Raw genomic sequence first — 16,890 nt, forward strand, 5'->3', positions numbered from 1 at the left:
TGCGTACACGGGCCTGCCCGTGGGCCCAATCTTTACAACTCTCGACCCCTCAACCAGCTCTGACATGGTGCCCACCTTCTACTACTTGGTGGGCACCATCTTGGACAATACTTAGCCCACTCTCAAGAGGGTGCAGAGCAGACGCTTACTCGCTACCGCGCACATAACGCATCCAGGCTGCAGCCGCAAACGCCAGGCGGTCTACCGGCAGGCCGGCGCGCAGCGCACCCAGCACCGAGGGCGGCCAACGCTGCGGGATCTTCTGCGAGGAGTCGGTGGCGATCTGGTGCACGCTGTGTTGCAGCGCGGGGTTGGCAAACCGTGCGAGAAGGGCGTCACGGTAAGCCGGCCAGTCCGGGCGTGCCAGTTGCGGGCCGACTTCCTGCGTCATCAGGCCGTGGATGAAGCGCCGCACCGCCGGCTGCGTGATGCATTCGCCGATCACCGGCCAGCCGGCCACCGCGCCCAAACAGGCCATGGCGGTGTGGCTGCCGTTGAGCAGGCGCAGCTTGGCGTCCTCGAACGGGGCCACGTCGTCGACCACGGTCACGCCGGCGGCGGCCAGCACCGCGGCGTCGCCCGGATCGGCAAAACGCCGCTCGATCACCCACTCCCAGAAGGCCTCGGTGCCCAGGGCCGCCTCATCGGCCACCCCCAAGGCGTCGCGCGCGGCAGCCAGCCGTTGCGGCGTGGCCGCGGGGACGATGCGGTCCACCATGCTGTTGGGAAAGGCGCAGGCGCGCTCGACCCAGTCCGTCAGCGCGGGGCTCAGCTGCCGCGCGGCGTCCACACACAGGGCCTGCAGTTGGCGGCCGTTGCCCACTAGGTTGTCGCAGGACGCGATGGTCAGGCCCGGCAGGCCGGTCGCATGGCGCGCGGCCAGGCCCTGCAGCAGCAGTTCGGCCAGGGCGGGCCCGTAGCCTTTTTCCGTGACGGTCAGCGTGACCCAGCGGGTGGACGGCGCGGCGATGGCCTGCACCACCCGGGCAGGTTCATGCGCGGCCACGGCGGTCTGCCAGACCGCGCCGCCGATCTGCCAATGGCTGCCGGCGCTGCTGGCCACCTGAACCGCGTACAGGCCGTCCTGCGCGCTCAAGGCATCGGCCAGTTGCGTGCTGCGCATGGCCACGCCGAACACACCCCAGCGTCTGTCGCCGCGCTGCAGCAGCGCATCAAAAACCAGCGCCTGGTGCGCACGGTGGAAAGCGCCCAGCCCGAGGTGCACGACGCCGGGCGCGCCCTGGCGCGGATAAGTTGGGACCGGGATGCCGCGCGCGGCCAGGGCCGGCAGGCCGGTGCTGCCCAGCCGGGTCGCCGCTTCGGTGGTTTTCATGGTCATTTTGGCTTCCAGCTACCGCCGGATAAGCGCGAGCAGCTATCTATTTCATAGTGGTGGTGGTGGCGGCGGCCGGGTGGTGTCAGTCGGGCAGCGACACCCCGACCTTGCGGCCCGCGGCCACAATCTCCTGCCAAGTCTGGGCATCAACCGCGATGCCCTGGTCCTGCCGCTGTGCACGGTAGGCCCGCTCCGGGTCGCCGGCGATCTGCACCGCGTCGAAACCCGGCGCCACCGGTCCGGCCTGGAGCCAGTCGACAAACGCCAGCGCCTCCTGCTCAAACGTGGCCTGGGTGCCGAGCCTGGCCGGGTCGATCAGGATGGTCAGCATGCCGTTGATCACCGCGCGCACGGCCGGGTCGGTCGGCTTGTGCCAGGTGCCGCTGCCGGTCAGCGCGCCGCCCAGCAGTTCGCAGGCCACGGCCATGCCGTAACCCTTGTGTTCGCCAAAGGCCAGCAGGGCACCGAACAGGCCATTGCTCTGCGGCACGACAACCACGCCGGGGTCGGTGGTGGGCCGGCCGTGTTCGTCGATCAGCGTGCCGGGTTCCACGCGCCGGCCTTCGTTGTGGGCGACGCGCATTTTTCCTTGTGCCACGCGGCTGGTGGCGAAGTCCAGCACAAACGGATCGCGTCCGGCGAGAGGCACACCGATGCAGCAGGGGTTGGTGCCATAACGCCCGTCCGCGCCGCCGAACGGCGCCACCACCGGGCGCGACAGCACGTTGACGAAGTGCATCGACACCAGCCCCTGGGCCACGGCCATTTCGGCAAAGTGCCCGATGCGCCCCAGGTGGTGCGCATTGGCCAGCGTCATGATGCAGCTGCCGTGCGCCTTCGCGCGTTCCATGCCCAGCGCCATCGCCTGCTGGCCGACGATCTGGCCGTAGCCGCGCTGGCCGTCCAGCGTGAGCAGGGAGCCGGTGTCGAGCAGCACTTTCACGCCGGTGTTGGGATGCAGGCCACCCTCGAGCACCGCGTCCACATAACGCGGCAGCATGCCCACGCCATGCGAGTCGTGGCCGCTCAGGTTGGCCAGCACCAGGTTGGCCGCGACAGTGGCGGCTTCTTCGGCAGTGCTGCCGGCCGCTATTAAAACAGTTGCTACCTGCGCTTGCAGTGATTGGGCTGGGAGTGTTTTTGACATATAAAAAGTAGCTGAGTCACATCACGGCGCCGACCTGCCAGGGCACAAATTCGTTTTGCCCGTAGCCGTGTTGTTCGCTTTTGCTCTGCGCGCCCGAGGCGGTCGCCAGCACCATGTCGAAAATCCGCTGGCCCATCTCCTGGACCGACACACCGCCGTCGATGATCTCGCCGCAGTTGATGTCCATGTCCTCTTCCTGGCGCTGCCAGAGCGCCGAGTTGGTGGCGAGCTTGAGCGAAGGCGAGGGCGCGCAGCCATAGGCCGAGCCGCGCCCGGTGGTGAAGCAGATCAGGTTGGCGCCACCGGCCACCTGGCCGGTGGCACTGACCGGGTCGTAGCCCGGCGTGTCCATGTAGACAAAGCCGTGCGCGCCCACCGGCTCGGCGTATTCGTACACCGCCTCGAGGTTGCTGGTACCACCCTTGGCCACGGCGCCCAGCGATTTTTCGAGAATCGTGGTCAGCCCGCCGGCCTTGTTGCCGGGCGAGGGGTTGTTGTTCATCTCGCCTTCGTTGATCTCGGTGTAGTGCTCCCACCACTTGATGCGGGCGATCAGTTTTTCGGCGATGTCGGGGCGCACCGCGCGGCGTGTCAGCAGGTGCTCGGCGCCGTAGATTTCAGGGGTTTCGCTGAGGATGGCGGTGCCGCCATGCGCCACCAGCAAGTCCACCGCCGCGCCCAGCGCCGGATTCGCGCTGATGCCCGAATAACCGTCGGAGCCACCGCACTGCAGGCCGATGGTGATGTGGGCCGCGCTGCAGGGTTCGCGTTTCACCGCATTGGCGCGCGGCAGCATCTCCTTGATCAGGGCGATGCCCTTGTCCACCGTCTTGCGCGTGCCGCCGGTGTCCTGGATGTTGAAGACGCGGAAGTTGTCGCCTTCGCGCAGCGCGCTGTGCGCCAGCCAGGCGTTGATCTGGTTGGCCTCGCAGCCCAGGCCGACCACCAGCACGCCGGCAAAGTTGGCATGGGTGGCGTAGCCGGCCAGCGTGCGCTCGAGGATCTGCATGCCCATGCCCTCGGTGTCCATGCCGCAGCCGGTGCCGTGCGTCAGCGCCACCACGCCATCCACGTTGGGAAAGTCCTTCAGCGCGGCCGGGTTGTTCTGCCGCGAAAAATGATCGGCAATGGCGCGTGCGGCAGTCGCCGAGCAGTTGACGCTGGACAGGATGCCGATGTAGTTGCGCGTCGCCACGCGACCGTCGGCCCGCTTGATGCCCATGAAGCTGGCCTCGCGCCGTGCGGCCGCGGGTTTGACGTCGGCGCCAATCGCATAGTCGCGCGCAAAGTCGCCCTTGTCGGGCCCCATGTCGAGGTTGTGCGTGTGCACATGCTCACCGGGCGCAATCGCCTTGCTGGCAAAACCGATGATCTGGTTGTAGCGCCGCACAGGCTCGCCGGCCGCCAGTGCGCGTGTGGCGACCTTGTGGCCGGGCGGGATCAGGCCCTTGACGGTGATGTTTTCGACCTGGGTGCCGCCCACCAGCTGGGCGCGGGCAATCAGGACGTCGTCGGCGGGATGAAGGCGGATAAAAGGGGTCATGGTGGGTTCGGGTCGAAGGGGATTTCAGTAAACCATTTTTGGCAGCCAGAGCACCAGTTTCGGAAAATAGGTGATGACGGCCAGCGAGCCGAGCAGGGGCACCAGCCAGGGCAGGATGGCGATGGTGGTGCGCTCGACCGAGAGTTTGGCCACCCGTGCCAGAACAAACAGCACCATGCCCATGGGCGGATGCAGCAGGCCAATCATCAGGTTGAGCACCATCACCAGGCCGAAGTGGACCAGGTCGATGCCCAGTTGCTGGCAGATCGGCACAAGAATGGGCACCAGGATGGTGATGGCGGCGGTGGGTTCGAGAAAGCAGCCAACAAACAGCATCAGCAGGTTGGCCAGCAGCAGGAACACCCAGGGCTCCTTGGTGAAACCAAGCACCCACTCGGAAATCGCCGCGGTGACGCCGGTGGCGGTGAGCATCCAGCCGAAGATGCTGGCTGCCGCCACGATGAACAGCACGGTGGCGGTGGTCTCCACCGTGTCCAGGCAGACCTTGACGAACATTTTCCAGTTCAGCGTGCGGTACCAGGCCAGGCCCAGCACCATGGCCCAGAGGCAGGCGGCAATGGCGCCTTCGGTGGGCGTGAAGATGCCGGTGGTCATGCCGCCTATCAGCAGCACCGGCGTCATGATGGGCAGGACGGCCTGGAAGTTGAAAAACTTGTCGGCAGCAAACAGCACGATCAGGCCGGCAAACACGGTGATCTGCGGGGGGAAGCCCGCCTTGGTGATCAGCAGCCAGAGCGCCAGCGGCCAGCCGGCCACCACCAGGGTTTCGACCAGCGCCTTGATCACGCGCGGCCACTCGAACTTGATGTCGGCGCCCCAGCCGTTCTTGTGGGCAAAGTAAGCCACCGTCAGCATCATCAGCACGGCCATCAGGATGCCCGGCAGGATGCCGGCCAGAAACAGCGCACCGACACTGACGTTGGCCATCATCCCGTAAATCACGAAGGGCAGGCTGGGCGGAATGATGGGCCCGAGCGTGGCCGATGCTGCGGTGACGCCAACGGCAAACTCCTTGCTGTAGCCGTGGTCGGTCATGGCCTTGATCTCGATGGTGCCCAGGCCGGCGGCATCGGCAATCGCGGTGCCGCTCATGCCGGCGAACACCACCGAACCCACCACATTCACATGGCCCAGACCGCCCTTGAGCCAGCCGACCAGCGCCAGCGCATAGTTGTAGATGCGGTTGGTGATGCCGGCGTTGTTCATCAGGTTGCCGGCCAGGATGAAAAACGGAACCGCCAGCAGGGGAAAGCTGTCGATGCCGCTGACCATGCGGTGGATGACCACGAAGGCCGGCAGGGTGCCCGTCCACCAGATGTAGATCAGGGCCGATCCCGCCATGGCGATGGCCACCGGAATGCCGCCACTCATGAGCAGCATGAAAATGATTTTGAGCATGGTGTGGAGGTCTTATTTGTCGTCCATCGAGGACTCGGGACGTTCAAGGACGGAATAGCCGCGCCGGTGGTGGAACAGCGCAATCTGGACGGAGCGGAAGGCCATGGCGGCAAAGCCCAGCAGGCAAACGCCGTAGACCCAGTTCATGGGCAGGTCGACCATGGTCATGCGCGAATTGCTGCCCAGCTTGAGCATCATCATCACGGTCAGCACGGCGGCGGCAGCGAAAAAGCCCACGCGCAGCACGTCCACAACCGTGGCCATAACGCGTGCCATGGGCCTGGGCATGAACTTGTAGAAGAAGTCCACCTGGATGTGGTTGTTCTTGACCACACCGATGGTTGCGCCGGTGAAGACCACGGCGATCAGCAGGTAACGCGCGATTTCCTCGGTCCAGGCCGCGGAGTCGTTGAGCACATAGCGGGTGAAGAACTGGTAGAACACCGTTGCGCCCAGGATCCAGAAAAAGCCCAGCGCCACCCAGGCCTCCAGTTTGGTGTCGGAAAGATCCACCGCTTCGTCCTGCGCGTGAAACTGTCCGTCCGCCCCCATCACGGGGGCCATGTCGTCAATGGTTTCCATCTTTTGGGTTCCGATCGTCCTGAGCTTGTCGAAAGGCCGGGCTGCCGATGTGTCGGCGAGCCCGGCCCGAGGGGGACTTCGTTTACTTGATGGCGATGATGCGGTCCCAGTCCTTCTTGTCGAGCTTCATGGATTCGAAGGTGATAGCCTTGAGCACGCGCTGCTGGAAGTCGGCACGGTCAACCGTCACCACGTTGTTGCCCTTTTTCTTGAACTCTTCCACCAGCTCGCCTTCACGCTTACGGATGTCGTTGGTGGCCTTTTCGGCGGCTTCCTGCGTGATGTCGGCAAGCAGCTTCTGCTCGGCCGGCGACAGCTTGGCCATGGTGCTGGGCGAAATCACCGTGAGCAGCGCGTCGGCGATGTGGCCGGTCAGGATGATGTTCTTCTGCACTTCATAGAACTTCTTGGCTTCGATGGTGGGCAGCGGATTTTCCTGCGCATCCACGGTGCCGTTTTGCAGCGCCAGGTAGACCTCGGCGAAGGCGATGGGTGTCGGGTTGGCCCCGCAGGCGCGCGGCAGCGCGGTGTAGGCCGGCGAATCGGGCACCCGCATCTTCAGGCCCTTCATCTGGTCGCAGTTGGTGAACAGCTTGTTGCTGGTGGCGTGGCGCGCGCCGTAGTAGGTCAGCGCGGTCACCGTGTTGCCGGTGGCCTTTTTGTAGCCCTCGGCCAGTTCCCTGAAGACATCGCTTTTGCCGTACTTGATCACATGGTCGGCGTCGCGGAAGGTGAACGGGTAGTAACTCACGGCCAGGCGCGGATAGGAGTTGGACGCGAAGGACGCGCCGGTCAGGATGATGTCCACCGTGCCGAGCTGCAGGCCCTGGTTGATGTCGCTTTCCTTGCCCAGGCTGGACGCCGGGAAGACCTGGATCTCGTACTTGCCGTTGGTGCGTTTCTTGAACTCGTCGGCCGCCCAGACCGACCACTTGTGGTAGGGCTCGGACGTTTCATAGACGTGCGCCCATTTCAGCTTGGTCTGCGCATTGGCCATGCCAAATGTGCCCAGGGTGCCCGCCATGATTGCGCAGCACGCTATTGTTTTAAGAGTGAATCGTTTTGTCATGTTGTCTCCTCGGTTAAAAGAATGGGAAAGAAAAGGGGAGTTGCCGGGCGCTTCCTTCAGCTTGTCTTCGCGCGGCGCCAGCTCGCGCTGAATCGGGAGTGGGACTTGTCCATGTGGGCATGCATCGCGGTGCGGGCGGCGGGGCCGTCGTGTGCGCAGATGGCGGCCAGGATCGCTTCGTGTTCGGCAATCGCCGATTGCCATGATTTCATCGTCTCGAAGTAGCCGGTCAGGCGCGTGAACAGCGGGCCGCGGCGGGAGTCCCAGAAACCCTGCACGGTTTCGATCAGCACCACATTGCCGCAAGCCTCGACAATCGCACTGTGGAAGGCCCGGTCGCCGTCCAGCGGCAACACGCCGCGGTTGGCATCGGTGATCATGGTGTCAATGGCGGCGCGCATCGCGTCAATGTCCTTGCGCCTGGCCTGGAGAGCGGCCATCGAGGCGATCTCGCCCTCCACCACGCGGCGCGCGCGTATCAACTCCAGGGGCCCCCATTCGGTCAGCGTGACCTGCGGCCCCTTGGAACGGTTGGCCCGCATCGACCGGTCCAACACATACACGCCGGAGCCGGTGCGCACCTCGACCCAGCCTTCGACTTCCATGGCAATCAGCGCTTCGCGCACCGACGGCCGGCTCACACCGAGCTGCTTGGCCAGATCGCGTTCTGCCGGCAGGCGTGTGCCGGCCGCAAACTCCCCCTTGCTGATCAGCGAGCGCAACTGCTCGGCGATCTGGCGGTAAAGGCGTTGCGGTTCGACGGCTTGCAGCGGCATTTTTTCAGTACGGGGAGGGATTAAGGGTTAGCCAGAAGTGGACAAGTGGTAAGACCAATTGATAATCCCATGATTCCAGTCCTTCCGGCCATCCGGCTAAACCCTGTAATGTTTCCTGTCATGTTTTTCGTCCGCGTCCGTCGATGACCGCGCCCGTCACGATTGAGTCCGTCCGCCTGCGGCAGGTCAACCTGCCGCCCAAGGTCGTGCGCACCGACGCCATCCAGTCTTTTGTGACGCAGGAGACCTTGCTGCTCACCCTGCGCTGCAGCGACGGCGTGGAGGGCACCGGTTACGCCTACACCATAGGCACCGGCGGCTCGTCGGTCATGGCCTTGCTGCACGACCACCTGGCGCCGCGGTTGCTGGGTCGCAATCCGCTGCATGTCGAGGCGATCTGGAAAGACCTGTTTTTTCACACCCATGCCACCGCCGTGGGTGCCATCACCAGCCTGGCGCTGGCCTGCGTGGACACCGCCTTGTGGGACTGGCGCGCGCGAAGCCAGAACCTGCCGCTGTGGCAACTGCTCGGTGGCGCGCAATCACGCGTCCCGGTGTACACCACCGAGGGCGGCTGGCTGCACCTGGGCGCCGACGAACTGGTGGCGCAGACGCTGGCGGCCCAGGCCCAGGGTTTCCAGGGCGCGAAGATCAAGGTGGGCCGGCCGCATGTCAGTGAGGACGTGGCGCGGCTGTCCGCCGTGCGTGAGGCCGTCGGCCCGGGCTTTGACATCATGGTCGACGCGAACCAGGGCTTCAACCGCCCGGAAGCCTTGCGCCGTGCGGCCGCCTTTGCGGGGCTGGACCTGGCCTGGCTGGAGGAACCCCTGGCGGCTGAAGACGTGTCGGGCCACAGGCAACTGCGCGCCCAGACGGCCATCCCGGTCGCCGTGGGTGAGTCGCTGTACCACCTGAGCCAGTTCCGCGAATACCTCGAGCAGGGCGCCTGCAGCATTGTCCAGCCCGACGTGGCGCGCATTGGCGGTATCACGCCCTGGATCAAGGTGGCCCATCTGGCCGAAGGTTTCGGCGTGCCCGTGTGTCCGCATTTCCTGATGGAACTGCATGTCAGCCTGTGCGCTGCCGTTCCCAATGCGGCCTGGGTTGAATACATCCCGCAGCTGGACGACATCACGACCAGCCGCATCCGGGTCGAGGGCGGTAATGCCTGCCCGCCCGATACGCCCGGCCTGGGCATTGCGTGGGACTGGCCTGTCATCGAAAAACGGCAGCTTGCCGACATCACCCTGAATCAATAAACCAACCAATAAATCAACCAAGGAAAACACATGAGACTTCAAGGAAAAACCGCACTGATCACGGCCGCCGGGCAGGGCATAGGCAAGGCCAGTGCGCTGGCCATGGCGGCAGAAGGCGCGCAGGTCTGGGCGACCGACGTCAATGCGAAGCTGCTGGACGGTTATGCGGGCATGCCCAATATCCACACCGTGGCGTTGGACGTGCTCGACAAGGCGGCGATCCGCAAAGTCATCGCTGACATGCCCGCACTTGACGTGTTGTTCAACTGCGCGGGGTTTGTGCACGCCGGCACCGTCCTGCAGGCCACCGACGAGGAGTGGGAGTTCGCCTTCAACCTCAATGTGCGGTCGCAGTTCTGGACCATCCAGGCGGCGTTGCCGCGCATGCTCGCCAACAACGGCGGCAAGGGCAGCGGCAGCATCATCAACATGGCCAGCGTTGTCAGTGTCAAAGGGGTGCCTAATCGTTTTATTTACGGTGCCTCCAAGGCGGCGGTGATCGGCCTGAGCAAAAGTGTGGCGGCCGACTTTGTGACTCAGGGTGTGCGATGCAACGCGGTTTGTCCTGGCACCGTCGATACGCCGTCGTTGCAGGAACGCATCAATGTGTATGAAGATCCGGCTGAGGCTCGAAAAAATTTTGTGGCCCGACAGCCCATGGGTCGACTCGCACAGGCCCACGAAATCGCACCGCTGGTGGTGTTTTTGGCCAGTGATGAGTCGGCCTTTATCACTGGTCAGTCTTACTCCATCGACGGTGGCATGACCATATGAACCAGCTCGACTTCCAGGGCCGGCACGCGGTGGTCACCGGTGGCGCCACTGGCCTGGGTTACGCGATTGCGCAGCGGCTGATCCAGTCCGGCGGCGCTGTCACGCTGTGGGACCGCGACGAAGCGGCGGCAAAACAGGCGGCGGCCGCGCTGGGTCCGCGGGCCTCGGCGGTGGCGGTGGACGTGTCGCAGCATGCCTCGGTGTGCGCGGCGGTCCAGGCGACATTGCTGATCGCACCACGGGTCGATGCGCTGGTCAACAGCGCCGGCGTGACCGGCCCCAACGTCAAGCTCTGGGATTACCCGGTCGACGCCTGGGAGCAGGTGATGGCCGTCAACCTCAACGGCCTGTTCCTGTGCTGCCGTGAGTGGGCGCCGCATCTGCGGGCCAACAACTACGGCCGCATCGTCAACATCGCCTCGGTGGCCGGCAAGGACGGCAACCCGAATGCCAGCGCCTACAGTGCCAGCAAGGCGGCGGTGATCGCGCTGACCAAGTCGCTGGGCAAGGAACTCGCCGATACCGGCGTGCGTGTCAACTGCGTCACGCCGGCGGCCGTGAAGACCGCCATTTTTGACCAGATGTCGCCGGAGCACATTGCCTTCATGCTGTCGAAAATACCGATAGGCCGCTTCGGCACGCCGGACGAGGTGGCGGCCATGGTCGGCTGGCTGTGCACCGAAGAGTGTTCTTTTTCGACCGGCGCGGTGTTTGATCTTTCGGGCGGCCGCTCCACTTACTGATGGGGACATCCATCAATCCTATTCTCGGGCGCATGGCAGCGTTGCGCGGTGCTCGGAATCCTCATGCACCCAAAGTGCATTCCGGTTCCTGCGCGACCCTCGCATGAGATCGGAAGAGCGATGCGACACGCGCCTCGCCCTGCATCCCGACAATCGAATTGCTGGACGCCCCATTCTTCCCCTGTTTTTGTGTAGCTAAAAAAGGAAAACCATGAAACTCGTTCGTTACGGCAACCCCGGCAAGGAAAAGCCAGGACTCATCGATGCCGAAGGCAAACTGCGCGACCTCAGCGGCGTGATCAAGGACATCGGCCCTGACCAGCTCGGTGATGCCGCACTGGCCAAACTGCGCAAGCTCAAGACGGCGAACCTGCCGCTCGTCAAAGGCAAGCCGCGTCTGGGCAGTCCGGTCGCCGGTGTAGGCAAGTTCATCGCCATCGGCCTGAACTATGCCGACCACGCGGCCGAGTCGGGCCTGCCGATTCCGAAAGAGCCCATCGTGTTCATGAAGGCCACCACCTGCATCCAGGGGGCCAACGACCCGGTCATGTTGCCCAAGGGCTCGGTCAAGTCCGACTGGGAGGTCGAGCTCGGCGTGGTGATCGGCACCCGCGCGCGTTATGTCTCGCAGAAGGACGCGCTCAATTTTGTGGCCGGCTACTGCACCATCAACGACGTCAGCGAGCGCGAGTACCAGATCGAGCGCGGCGGCACCTGGGACAAGGGCAAGGGCTGCGACACCTTCGGTCCGATCGGCCCCTGGCTGGTCACGCGCGACGATGTGCCGAACCCGCAGAAGCTGGCGATGTGGCTGGACCTCAACGGGCAGCGGGCGCAGACCGGCAGCACGAAAACCATGATTTTCAGCGTGGCCAAAATCATCAGTTATGTCAGCCAGTTCATGACGCTGATGCCCGGCGACGTGATCACCACCGGCACGCCGCCCGGCGTGGGCATGGGCATGAAGCCGCCCTTGTTCCTGAAAAAGGGCGACGTCATGACTCTGGGCATCGAAGGCCTGGGCGAGCAGCGCCAGGTGGTGGTTCCGTTCAAGCTGTGACGCTGGTTCAGGTGCCGGCCGCTGCAATGGCCTGAATGCACGGCCTGCGCTCAGCAACCCCGGGGGCTACACTCAATCCATGAGTGCCCACCCCCCGCTTGCTTTTTTGGCCGGAGATACCGGCGTTGCCCGGCAGATGCGCGAGCAGGACTGGGCGGACTCACCCCTGGGCGCGCCGGGGCTGTGGCCGCAGTCCCTGCGCTCCGTGGTCAATCTGATGCTGGGCTCGGCCTTTCCGATGTTTGTGGCCTGGGGGCCGACCCTGTCAATGCTCTACAACGACGCCTATGCCGAGGTGCTGGGCGCCAAACATCCGCAGGCGCTGGGTCGGCCGTTTTACGAGGTCTGGCATGAACTTAAGGCCGAGCTTGTGCCACTGGTGCAGCGCGCGTTGGGCGGGGAGGCCTTTTTTGTAGAAAGCCTGGCGCTTCGCGTGCGCCGACATGGCTACGACGAAGACACCTGGTTCACCTTTTCCTATTCGCCTGTGCTGGACGAGAGCGGCGCCATTGCCGGCTTTTACTGCAGCTGCACCGAAACCACGGCCATGGTGCTGGCCGAACGGCATCAGCGCGCCGAGCAGGAGCGGTTGCAGGCGCTGTTCAGCCAGGCGCCCGGCTTTGTTGCTGTGACGCGCGGGCCGGACCATGTCTTCGAGATCGCCAACCAGGCCTATCTGCAAATGATTGGGTTTCGCGATGTCATCGGCAAACCGGTGGCCGAGGCGCTGCCTGAAGTGGTGGAGCAGGGCTTTGTGGCCTTGCTCGACAAGGTGTTGGCCACCGGCGAGCCTTATGTTGGCCGCTCGGTGCGGCTGATGATCCAAAGCGGACCTGAGACACCCCTCACCGAGGCCTACCTCGATTTTGTCTACCAGCCACGCAGGGGGCCGAGCGGGCAGATCGAGGGTGTTTTTGTGCACGGCCATGACGTGACCGAACTGCAGCGTGCGCAGGAGGCCCTGCTGGTGTTTTCCAACAGCATTCCCGCGATGGCGTGGATCGCCGATGCAGACGGTGGCCTGGAGCGTTTCAATTCCCAGTGGTCGGTTTACACGGGTCAGAGCGCCGAGGCTGCGCTCGGCCAGGGCTGGACGGGCGCGCTCCACCCCGAGGATCGCGACGCGCCGGGGCGGGCTTTTGTGGCCGCGCTTGAGCAGGGCACCGAATGGCAGGTCGAGTACCGCTTGCGCCGCCATGACGGGGTTTACCGCTGGTTTTTGACCCGGGCGGTACCGCAGCTTGATGCCACCGGTCGCGTGCTGCGCTGGTTCGGCACCACCACCGACATCGAGGATGCGAAGAAAAACCACCAGGCCCTGCGTGATGCGGACCGGCAGAAAGACGAGTTCCTGGCGACGCTGGCGCATGAGCTGCGCAACCCGCTGGCGCCGATTCGCGCTGCCGTGCAGTTGCTCAGCGCGCCAGCTTCCCAGCCGGCGGCGCGGGAACATGCGGTGGCCGTGATCGGGCGCCAGGTCGGCCACATGGCCCGCCTGCTGGACGACCTGATCGACGTCGCCCGCATCACCCAGCGCCGGGTGGTGCTGAAGAAAGTGCCGCTGGCGGTTGATGATCTGGTGGAGTCCGTCCTGGAAACGGTACGTCCCCTGGCGCAGGCCAAGCGGCACACGCTGGTGGCCACGCTCGGCGGCGACGGCCTGCAACTGGTGGCTGATCCGCTCAGGCTGGCGCAGGTGTTGTCCAACCTGCTGAACAACGCTGTCAAATACACCGATGCGGGCGGGCGGATCGGGTTCGACGTGCAGGTTCAGGGCGACTGGCTGAGTTTTGCGGTGTCGGACAGCGGCATTGGCCTGAGTCAGGCGGCCATTGAAAACATCTTCACCATGTTCGCCCAGGAGCAATCGGCGCTGGACCGCTCGGAAGGCGGACTGGGCATCGGGCTGGCGCTGGCCAAGGGGCTGGTGGAACTGCACGGTGGCACGGTGTCGGCGTTCAGCGACGGCCCGGGCCGCGGCAGCCGTTTTGTCGTCAAACTCCCATATTCCGCCGACCGGCAAGCGGTCGTCGCCAGCCCGGCTGCGGCCCTGTCAGCCCCGCGCCAGCCGCAGGCCCGGACCGTGTTGCTCGCCGACGACAACCGCGACGCGGTCCATGTGCTGGCGGAACTGCTGCGCATGGACGGTTACCTTGTGCACACGGCCCACGACGGACTGGAGGCGGCCGAGCTGGCGAAACGTTTGCGGCCTGATGTGCTGGTGCTCGATATCGGCATGCCCGGCCTCAATGGGTACGAAGTCGCGCGGCTGGTGCGCGCCCAGCCTTGGGGCGACCGACCGCTGCTGATCGCAGCGACCGGATGGGGCCAGGCGGATGACCAGCAAAAGGCCCTGGCGGCAGGTTTCAACCGGCACCTGACCAAGCCCTTCGATCCGCAGCAGCTTTCTGACTGGATTGCGGAATTCCCGGTTGCGGAGTCCGAGGTTGCTTCGGGTTTACCCTGATCAGGCCTAGGGCCTCAACCCTATAAATCAGTATTTCGGGGCCGTTGCGTTGAACGGCGCAGCTTTTGCGGCAAAATAGAACGGTCGTTCTTTTTTGTCTGGCGTCCATGTCTGTTACCGAACTTCCTGTCAAGACAGCCCGCCCGGGTCACCGGGAAGGTGGTCGCGCGGCGCATGCCGGCATGCAAAAAGGCCAGCAGACCAAGGCGGCCATCGTGGATGCCGCGCTCGGACTGGCCACGCAGATCGGCCTGGAGGGCCTGAGCATTGGCGCCCTGGCCGAAGTCATGCACATGAGCAAGTCGGGCGTGTTTGCCCATTTCGGCTCCCGCGAAGAATTGCAGATCTCGGTCATCCGCGAGTATTTCGCGCGTTTTGAGGAAGAGGTTTTTTACCCCGCGCTGAAAGAGCCCAAGGGCCTGCCGCGTGTGCAGGCCCTGTTCGGCAACTGGATGAAACGCGTCGCGGTCGAGCTGCAGTCGGGCTGCATCTTCATCAGCGGTGCCGTCGAGTTTGACGACCGGCCCGGCCCGGTGCGCGACGCGCTGGCCACCTCGGTACAGACCTGGCTGGCGGCCATGTACCGCGCGGTGGTGCTGGCCAAGGAGGCCGGCCATCTGCGTGCGGAGGCCGACGAGCGCCAGATCGCCTTCGAGATCCACGGCCTGATCCTGGCCCTGCATTACGAAGCCCGATTCCTCAAGACGCCCGGGTCCATCGACCGCACCTTGCGCGCCTTCCAGAGCATCCTGGCGCGTTACGGCAGCGACGCCGCCGGCGCGCTGGCGTCCCCCATCACTTCTGCATCCCTGACGGGCGGCGGCAATCTGCCGGTGCCTGACACTTCCGCTTCTTCCTCCTCTTCCGTTTAATCCCTTCCCATCAAAGGACCTTTCCATGCCTCAATACAACCCGCCACTGCGCGACATGCAGTTCGTCATGCACGAAGTGCTCAAGGTCACCGACGAGTTCAAGGCCTTGCCGAAACACGCCGATGTGGACGCGGACACCATCAATGCCGTGCTCGAGGAAGCCGGCAAGTTTGCCGCGGAAGTGACCTTTCCGCTGAACATCAGCGGCGACACGGAAGGCTGCAAGCTGGACCAGGCCACCCACGAGGTGACGCCGCCCAAGGGTTTCAAGGAAGCCTATGCCAAGTATGTCGAAGGCGGCTGGGCAGCGTTGTCCTGCGACCCCGAATACGGCGGACAGGGCCTGCCGTTTGTCGTGAACCAGTGCGTCTATGAAATGCTGAACTCCGCCAACCAGGCCTGGACCATGTACCCCGGCCTGTCGCACGGCGCCTATGAAGCCCTGCATGCCCACGGCACGGACGCGCAGAAAAAACTCTACCTGCCAAAACTCGTCAGCGGCGAGTGGACCGGCACCATGTGCCTGACCGAGCCGCATTGCGGCACCGACCTGGGCCTGCTGCGCACGAAAGCCGAGCCTCAGGCGGACGGCACCTACAAACTCACCGGCAACAAGATTTTCATCAGCGCCGGCGAGCATGACATGACGTCCAACATCCTGCACCTGGTGCTGGCCCGCCTGCCCGATGCACCGCAGGGCAGCAAGGGCATCAGCCTGTTCCTGGTGCCGAAATTCAATGTTGGGGAAGACGGCACCATCGGCGCGCGCAACGGCATCTACTGCGGCAGCCTGGAGCACAAGATGGGCATCCACGGCAACGCCACCGCGCAAATCGTGCTCGAGGGCGCCGTCGGCACCATGGTGGGCGCGCCCAACAAGGGCCTGGCCGCCATGTTCGTCATGATGAACGCCGCCCGCCTGGGCGTCGGCAACCAGTCGCTGGGCCTGACCGAAGTGGCCTACCAGAACGCGCTGGCCTACGCCAAGGACCGCATCCAGATGCGTTCGCTGTCGGGCGTGAAAGCCAAGGACAAGCCGGCCGACCCCATCATCGTGCACCCCGATGTGCGCAAGATGCTGCTGACCGCCAAGGCCTATGCCGAAGGCGGCCGTGCGCTGGCGATCTACTGCACCATGCTGCTCGACAAGGAACTGCATCACCCCGACGAGAAGGTGCGCAAGGACGCCGGCGAAATCGTCGCGCTGCTCACGCCCATCGTGAAGGCCTTCCTGACCGACAACGGCCACATCGCCACCAACGCCTGCATGCAGGTCTTCGGCGGCCACGGCTTCATCAAGGAATGGGGCATGGAGCAGTTCGTGCGCGACAACCGCATCAACATGATTTACGAAGGCACCAACACCATCCAGTCGCTGGATCTGCTGGGCCGCAAGGTGCTCGGCAACAACGGCGCCACGCTGAAGAAGTTCGGCAAGATCATCGGCGCCCTGATTGCCGAGGAAGGCGTCAACGAGAAGATGGCCGAGTTCATCAATCCGCTGGCCTACCTGGCCGACCAGATGACCAAGTTCACGACCGAGCTGGGTTTCAAGGGTTTCCAGAACCCTGACGAAGTGGGCGCCGCAGCGGTGGACTACCTGCGCGTGGCCGGCCACCTGGTGTTTGGCTACTTCTGGGCGCGCATGGCGCAAACCGCGCTGCGCGAAATCGCCGCCGGCAACGCCGACCCCTTCTACCTGGCCAAGGTGCAGACGGCGCGCTTCTACTTCGCCAAGCTGTTCCCCGAGACCGCGACGCTGATGCGCACCGCGCGTAGCGGCAGCAAGGCGCTGATGGACACGGACGCCGCGCTGGCCTGATCGGTGGGCGCTTGTTTCACA

General features: G+C 64.6%; 14 protein-coding genes. 7 read left to right on the forward strand and 7 right to left on the reverse strand.

Translation table 11 applies throughout. The features are described 5' to 3' along the window. Window positions 1–145: 145 nt before the first annotated feature. The 7 genes from AAG813_RS18565 to AAG813_RS18595 form a co-directional block, all read right to left on the reverse strand. Window positions 146–1,333: a mannitol dehydrogenase family protein gene (locus tag AAG813_RS18565; RefSeq protein ID WP_341917447.1), complete on the reverse strand. Its 1,188-nt coding sequence runs from the start codon at window positions 1,331–1,333 to the stop codon at window positions 146–148. An 85-nt stretch (window positions 1,334–1,418) separates the two neighbouring features. Beyond that, window positions 1,419–2,483 carry a malate/lactate/ureidoglycolate dehydrogenase gene (locus AAG813_RS18570; RefSeq protein ID WP_341917449.1) on the reverse strand — a complete coding sequence of 355 codons (1,065 nt, stop codon included), beginning with the start codon at window positions 2,481–2,483 and terminating at the stop codon, window positions 1,419–1,421. 16 nt (window positions 2,484–2,499) lie between these two features. Continuing rightward, window positions 2,500–4,026, reverse strand: a complete 1,527-nt coding sequence (locus tag AAG813_RS18575) for an altronate dehydratase family protein (RefSeq protein WP_341917451.1) — start codon at window positions 4,024–4,026, stop codon at window positions 2,500–2,502. 24 nt (window positions 4,027–4,050) lie between these two features. Continuing rightward, entirely contained in the window at window positions 4,051–5,445 is a 1,395-nt protein-coding gene (locus AAG813_RS18580; RefSeq protein WP_341917453.1) for a TRAP transporter large permease, read from the reverse strand. A gap of 12 nt (window positions 5,446–5,457) precedes the next feature. Next, the gene (locus tag AAG813_RS18585) at window positions 5,458–6,027 is read right to left on the reverse strand and encodes a TRAP transporter small permease (RefSeq protein ID WP_341917454.1); all 570 of its coding nucleotides are present in this window, start codon (window positions 6,025–6,027) and stop codon (window positions 5,458–5,460) included. An 82-nt stretch (window positions 6,028–6,109) separates the two neighbouring features. Beyond that, window positions 6,110–7,096, reverse strand: a complete 987-nt coding sequence (locus tag AAG813_RS18590; RefSeq protein ID WP_341917455.1) for a sialic acid TRAP transporter substrate-binding protein SiaP — start codon at window positions 7,094–7,096, stop codon at window positions 6,110–6,112. Window positions 7,097–7,152: 56 nt separating this feature from the next. Further along, window positions 7,153–7,872: a FadR/GntR family transcriptional regulator gene (locus AAG813_RS18595; protein WP_341917457.1), complete on the reverse strand. Its 720-nt coding sequence runs from the start codon at window positions 7,870–7,872 to the stop codon at window positions 7,153–7,155. 143 nt (window positions 7,873–8,015) lie between these two features. On the opposite strand from AAG813_RS18595, the gene AAG813_RS18600 reads away from it, so the two are divergent. From AAG813_RS18600 to AAG813_RS18630, 7 genes are all read left to right on the forward strand, one after another. After that, complete coding sequence (locus tag AAG813_RS18600; RefSeq protein ID WP_341917458.1) at window positions 8,016–9,131, forward strand: mandelate racemase/muconate lactonizing enzyme family protein; 1,116 nt, start codon at window positions 8,016–8,018, stop codon at window positions 9,129–9,131. Between the two features lie 30 nt (window positions 9,132–9,161). Then, on the forward strand, window positions 9,162–9,905 hold the full coding sequence (locus AAG813_RS18605) for an SDR family oxidoreductase (protein WP_341917460.1): 744 nt from the start codon (window positions 9,162–9,164) through the stop codon (window positions 9,903–9,905). After that, the gene (locus AAG813_RS18610) at window positions 9,902–10,648 is read left to right on the forward strand and encodes an SDR family NAD(P)-dependent oxidoreductase (protein ID WP_341917462.1); all 747 of its coding nucleotides are present in this window, start codon (window positions 9,902–9,904) and stop codon (window positions 10,646–10,648) included. The genes AAG813_RS18605 and AAG813_RS18610 overlap by 4 nt, the downstream gene beginning before the upstream one ends. A 211-nt stretch (window positions 10,649–10,859) precedes the next feature. Next, on the forward strand, window positions 10,860–11,708 hold the full coding sequence (locus tag AAG813_RS18615) for a fumarylacetoacetate hydrolase family protein (protein ID WP_341917463.1): 849 nt from the start codon (window positions 10,860–10,862) through the stop codon (window positions 11,706–11,708). Between the two features lie 79 nt (window positions 11,709–11,787). Then, window positions 11,788–14,175: a PAS domain-containing protein gene (locus AAG813_RS18620; RefSeq protein ID WP_341917465.1), complete on the forward strand. Its 2,388-nt coding sequence runs from the start codon at window positions 11,788–11,790 to the stop codon at window positions 14,173–14,175. 107 nt (window positions 14,176–14,282) lie between these two features. After that, window positions 14,283–15,047: a TetR/AcrR family transcriptional regulator gene (locus tag AAG813_RS18625; RefSeq protein ID WP_341917467.1), complete on the forward strand. Its 765-nt coding sequence runs from the start codon at window positions 14,283–14,285 to the stop codon at window positions 15,045–15,047. A gap of 25 nt (window positions 15,048–15,072) precedes the next feature. Next, window positions 15,073–16,869: an acyl-CoA dehydrogenase C-terminal domain-containing protein gene (locus tag AAG813_RS18630; RefSeq protein WP_341917469.1), complete on the forward strand. Its 1,797-nt coding sequence runs from the start codon at window positions 15,073–15,075 to the stop codon at window positions 16,867–16,869. Window positions 16,870–16,890: the final 21 nt, after the last annotated feature.

The organism is Polaromonas sp. YR568 (assembly GCF_943371715.1).
GTDB lineage: Bacteria > Pseudomonadota > Gammaproteobacteria > Burkholderiales > Burkholderiaceae_C > Polaromonas.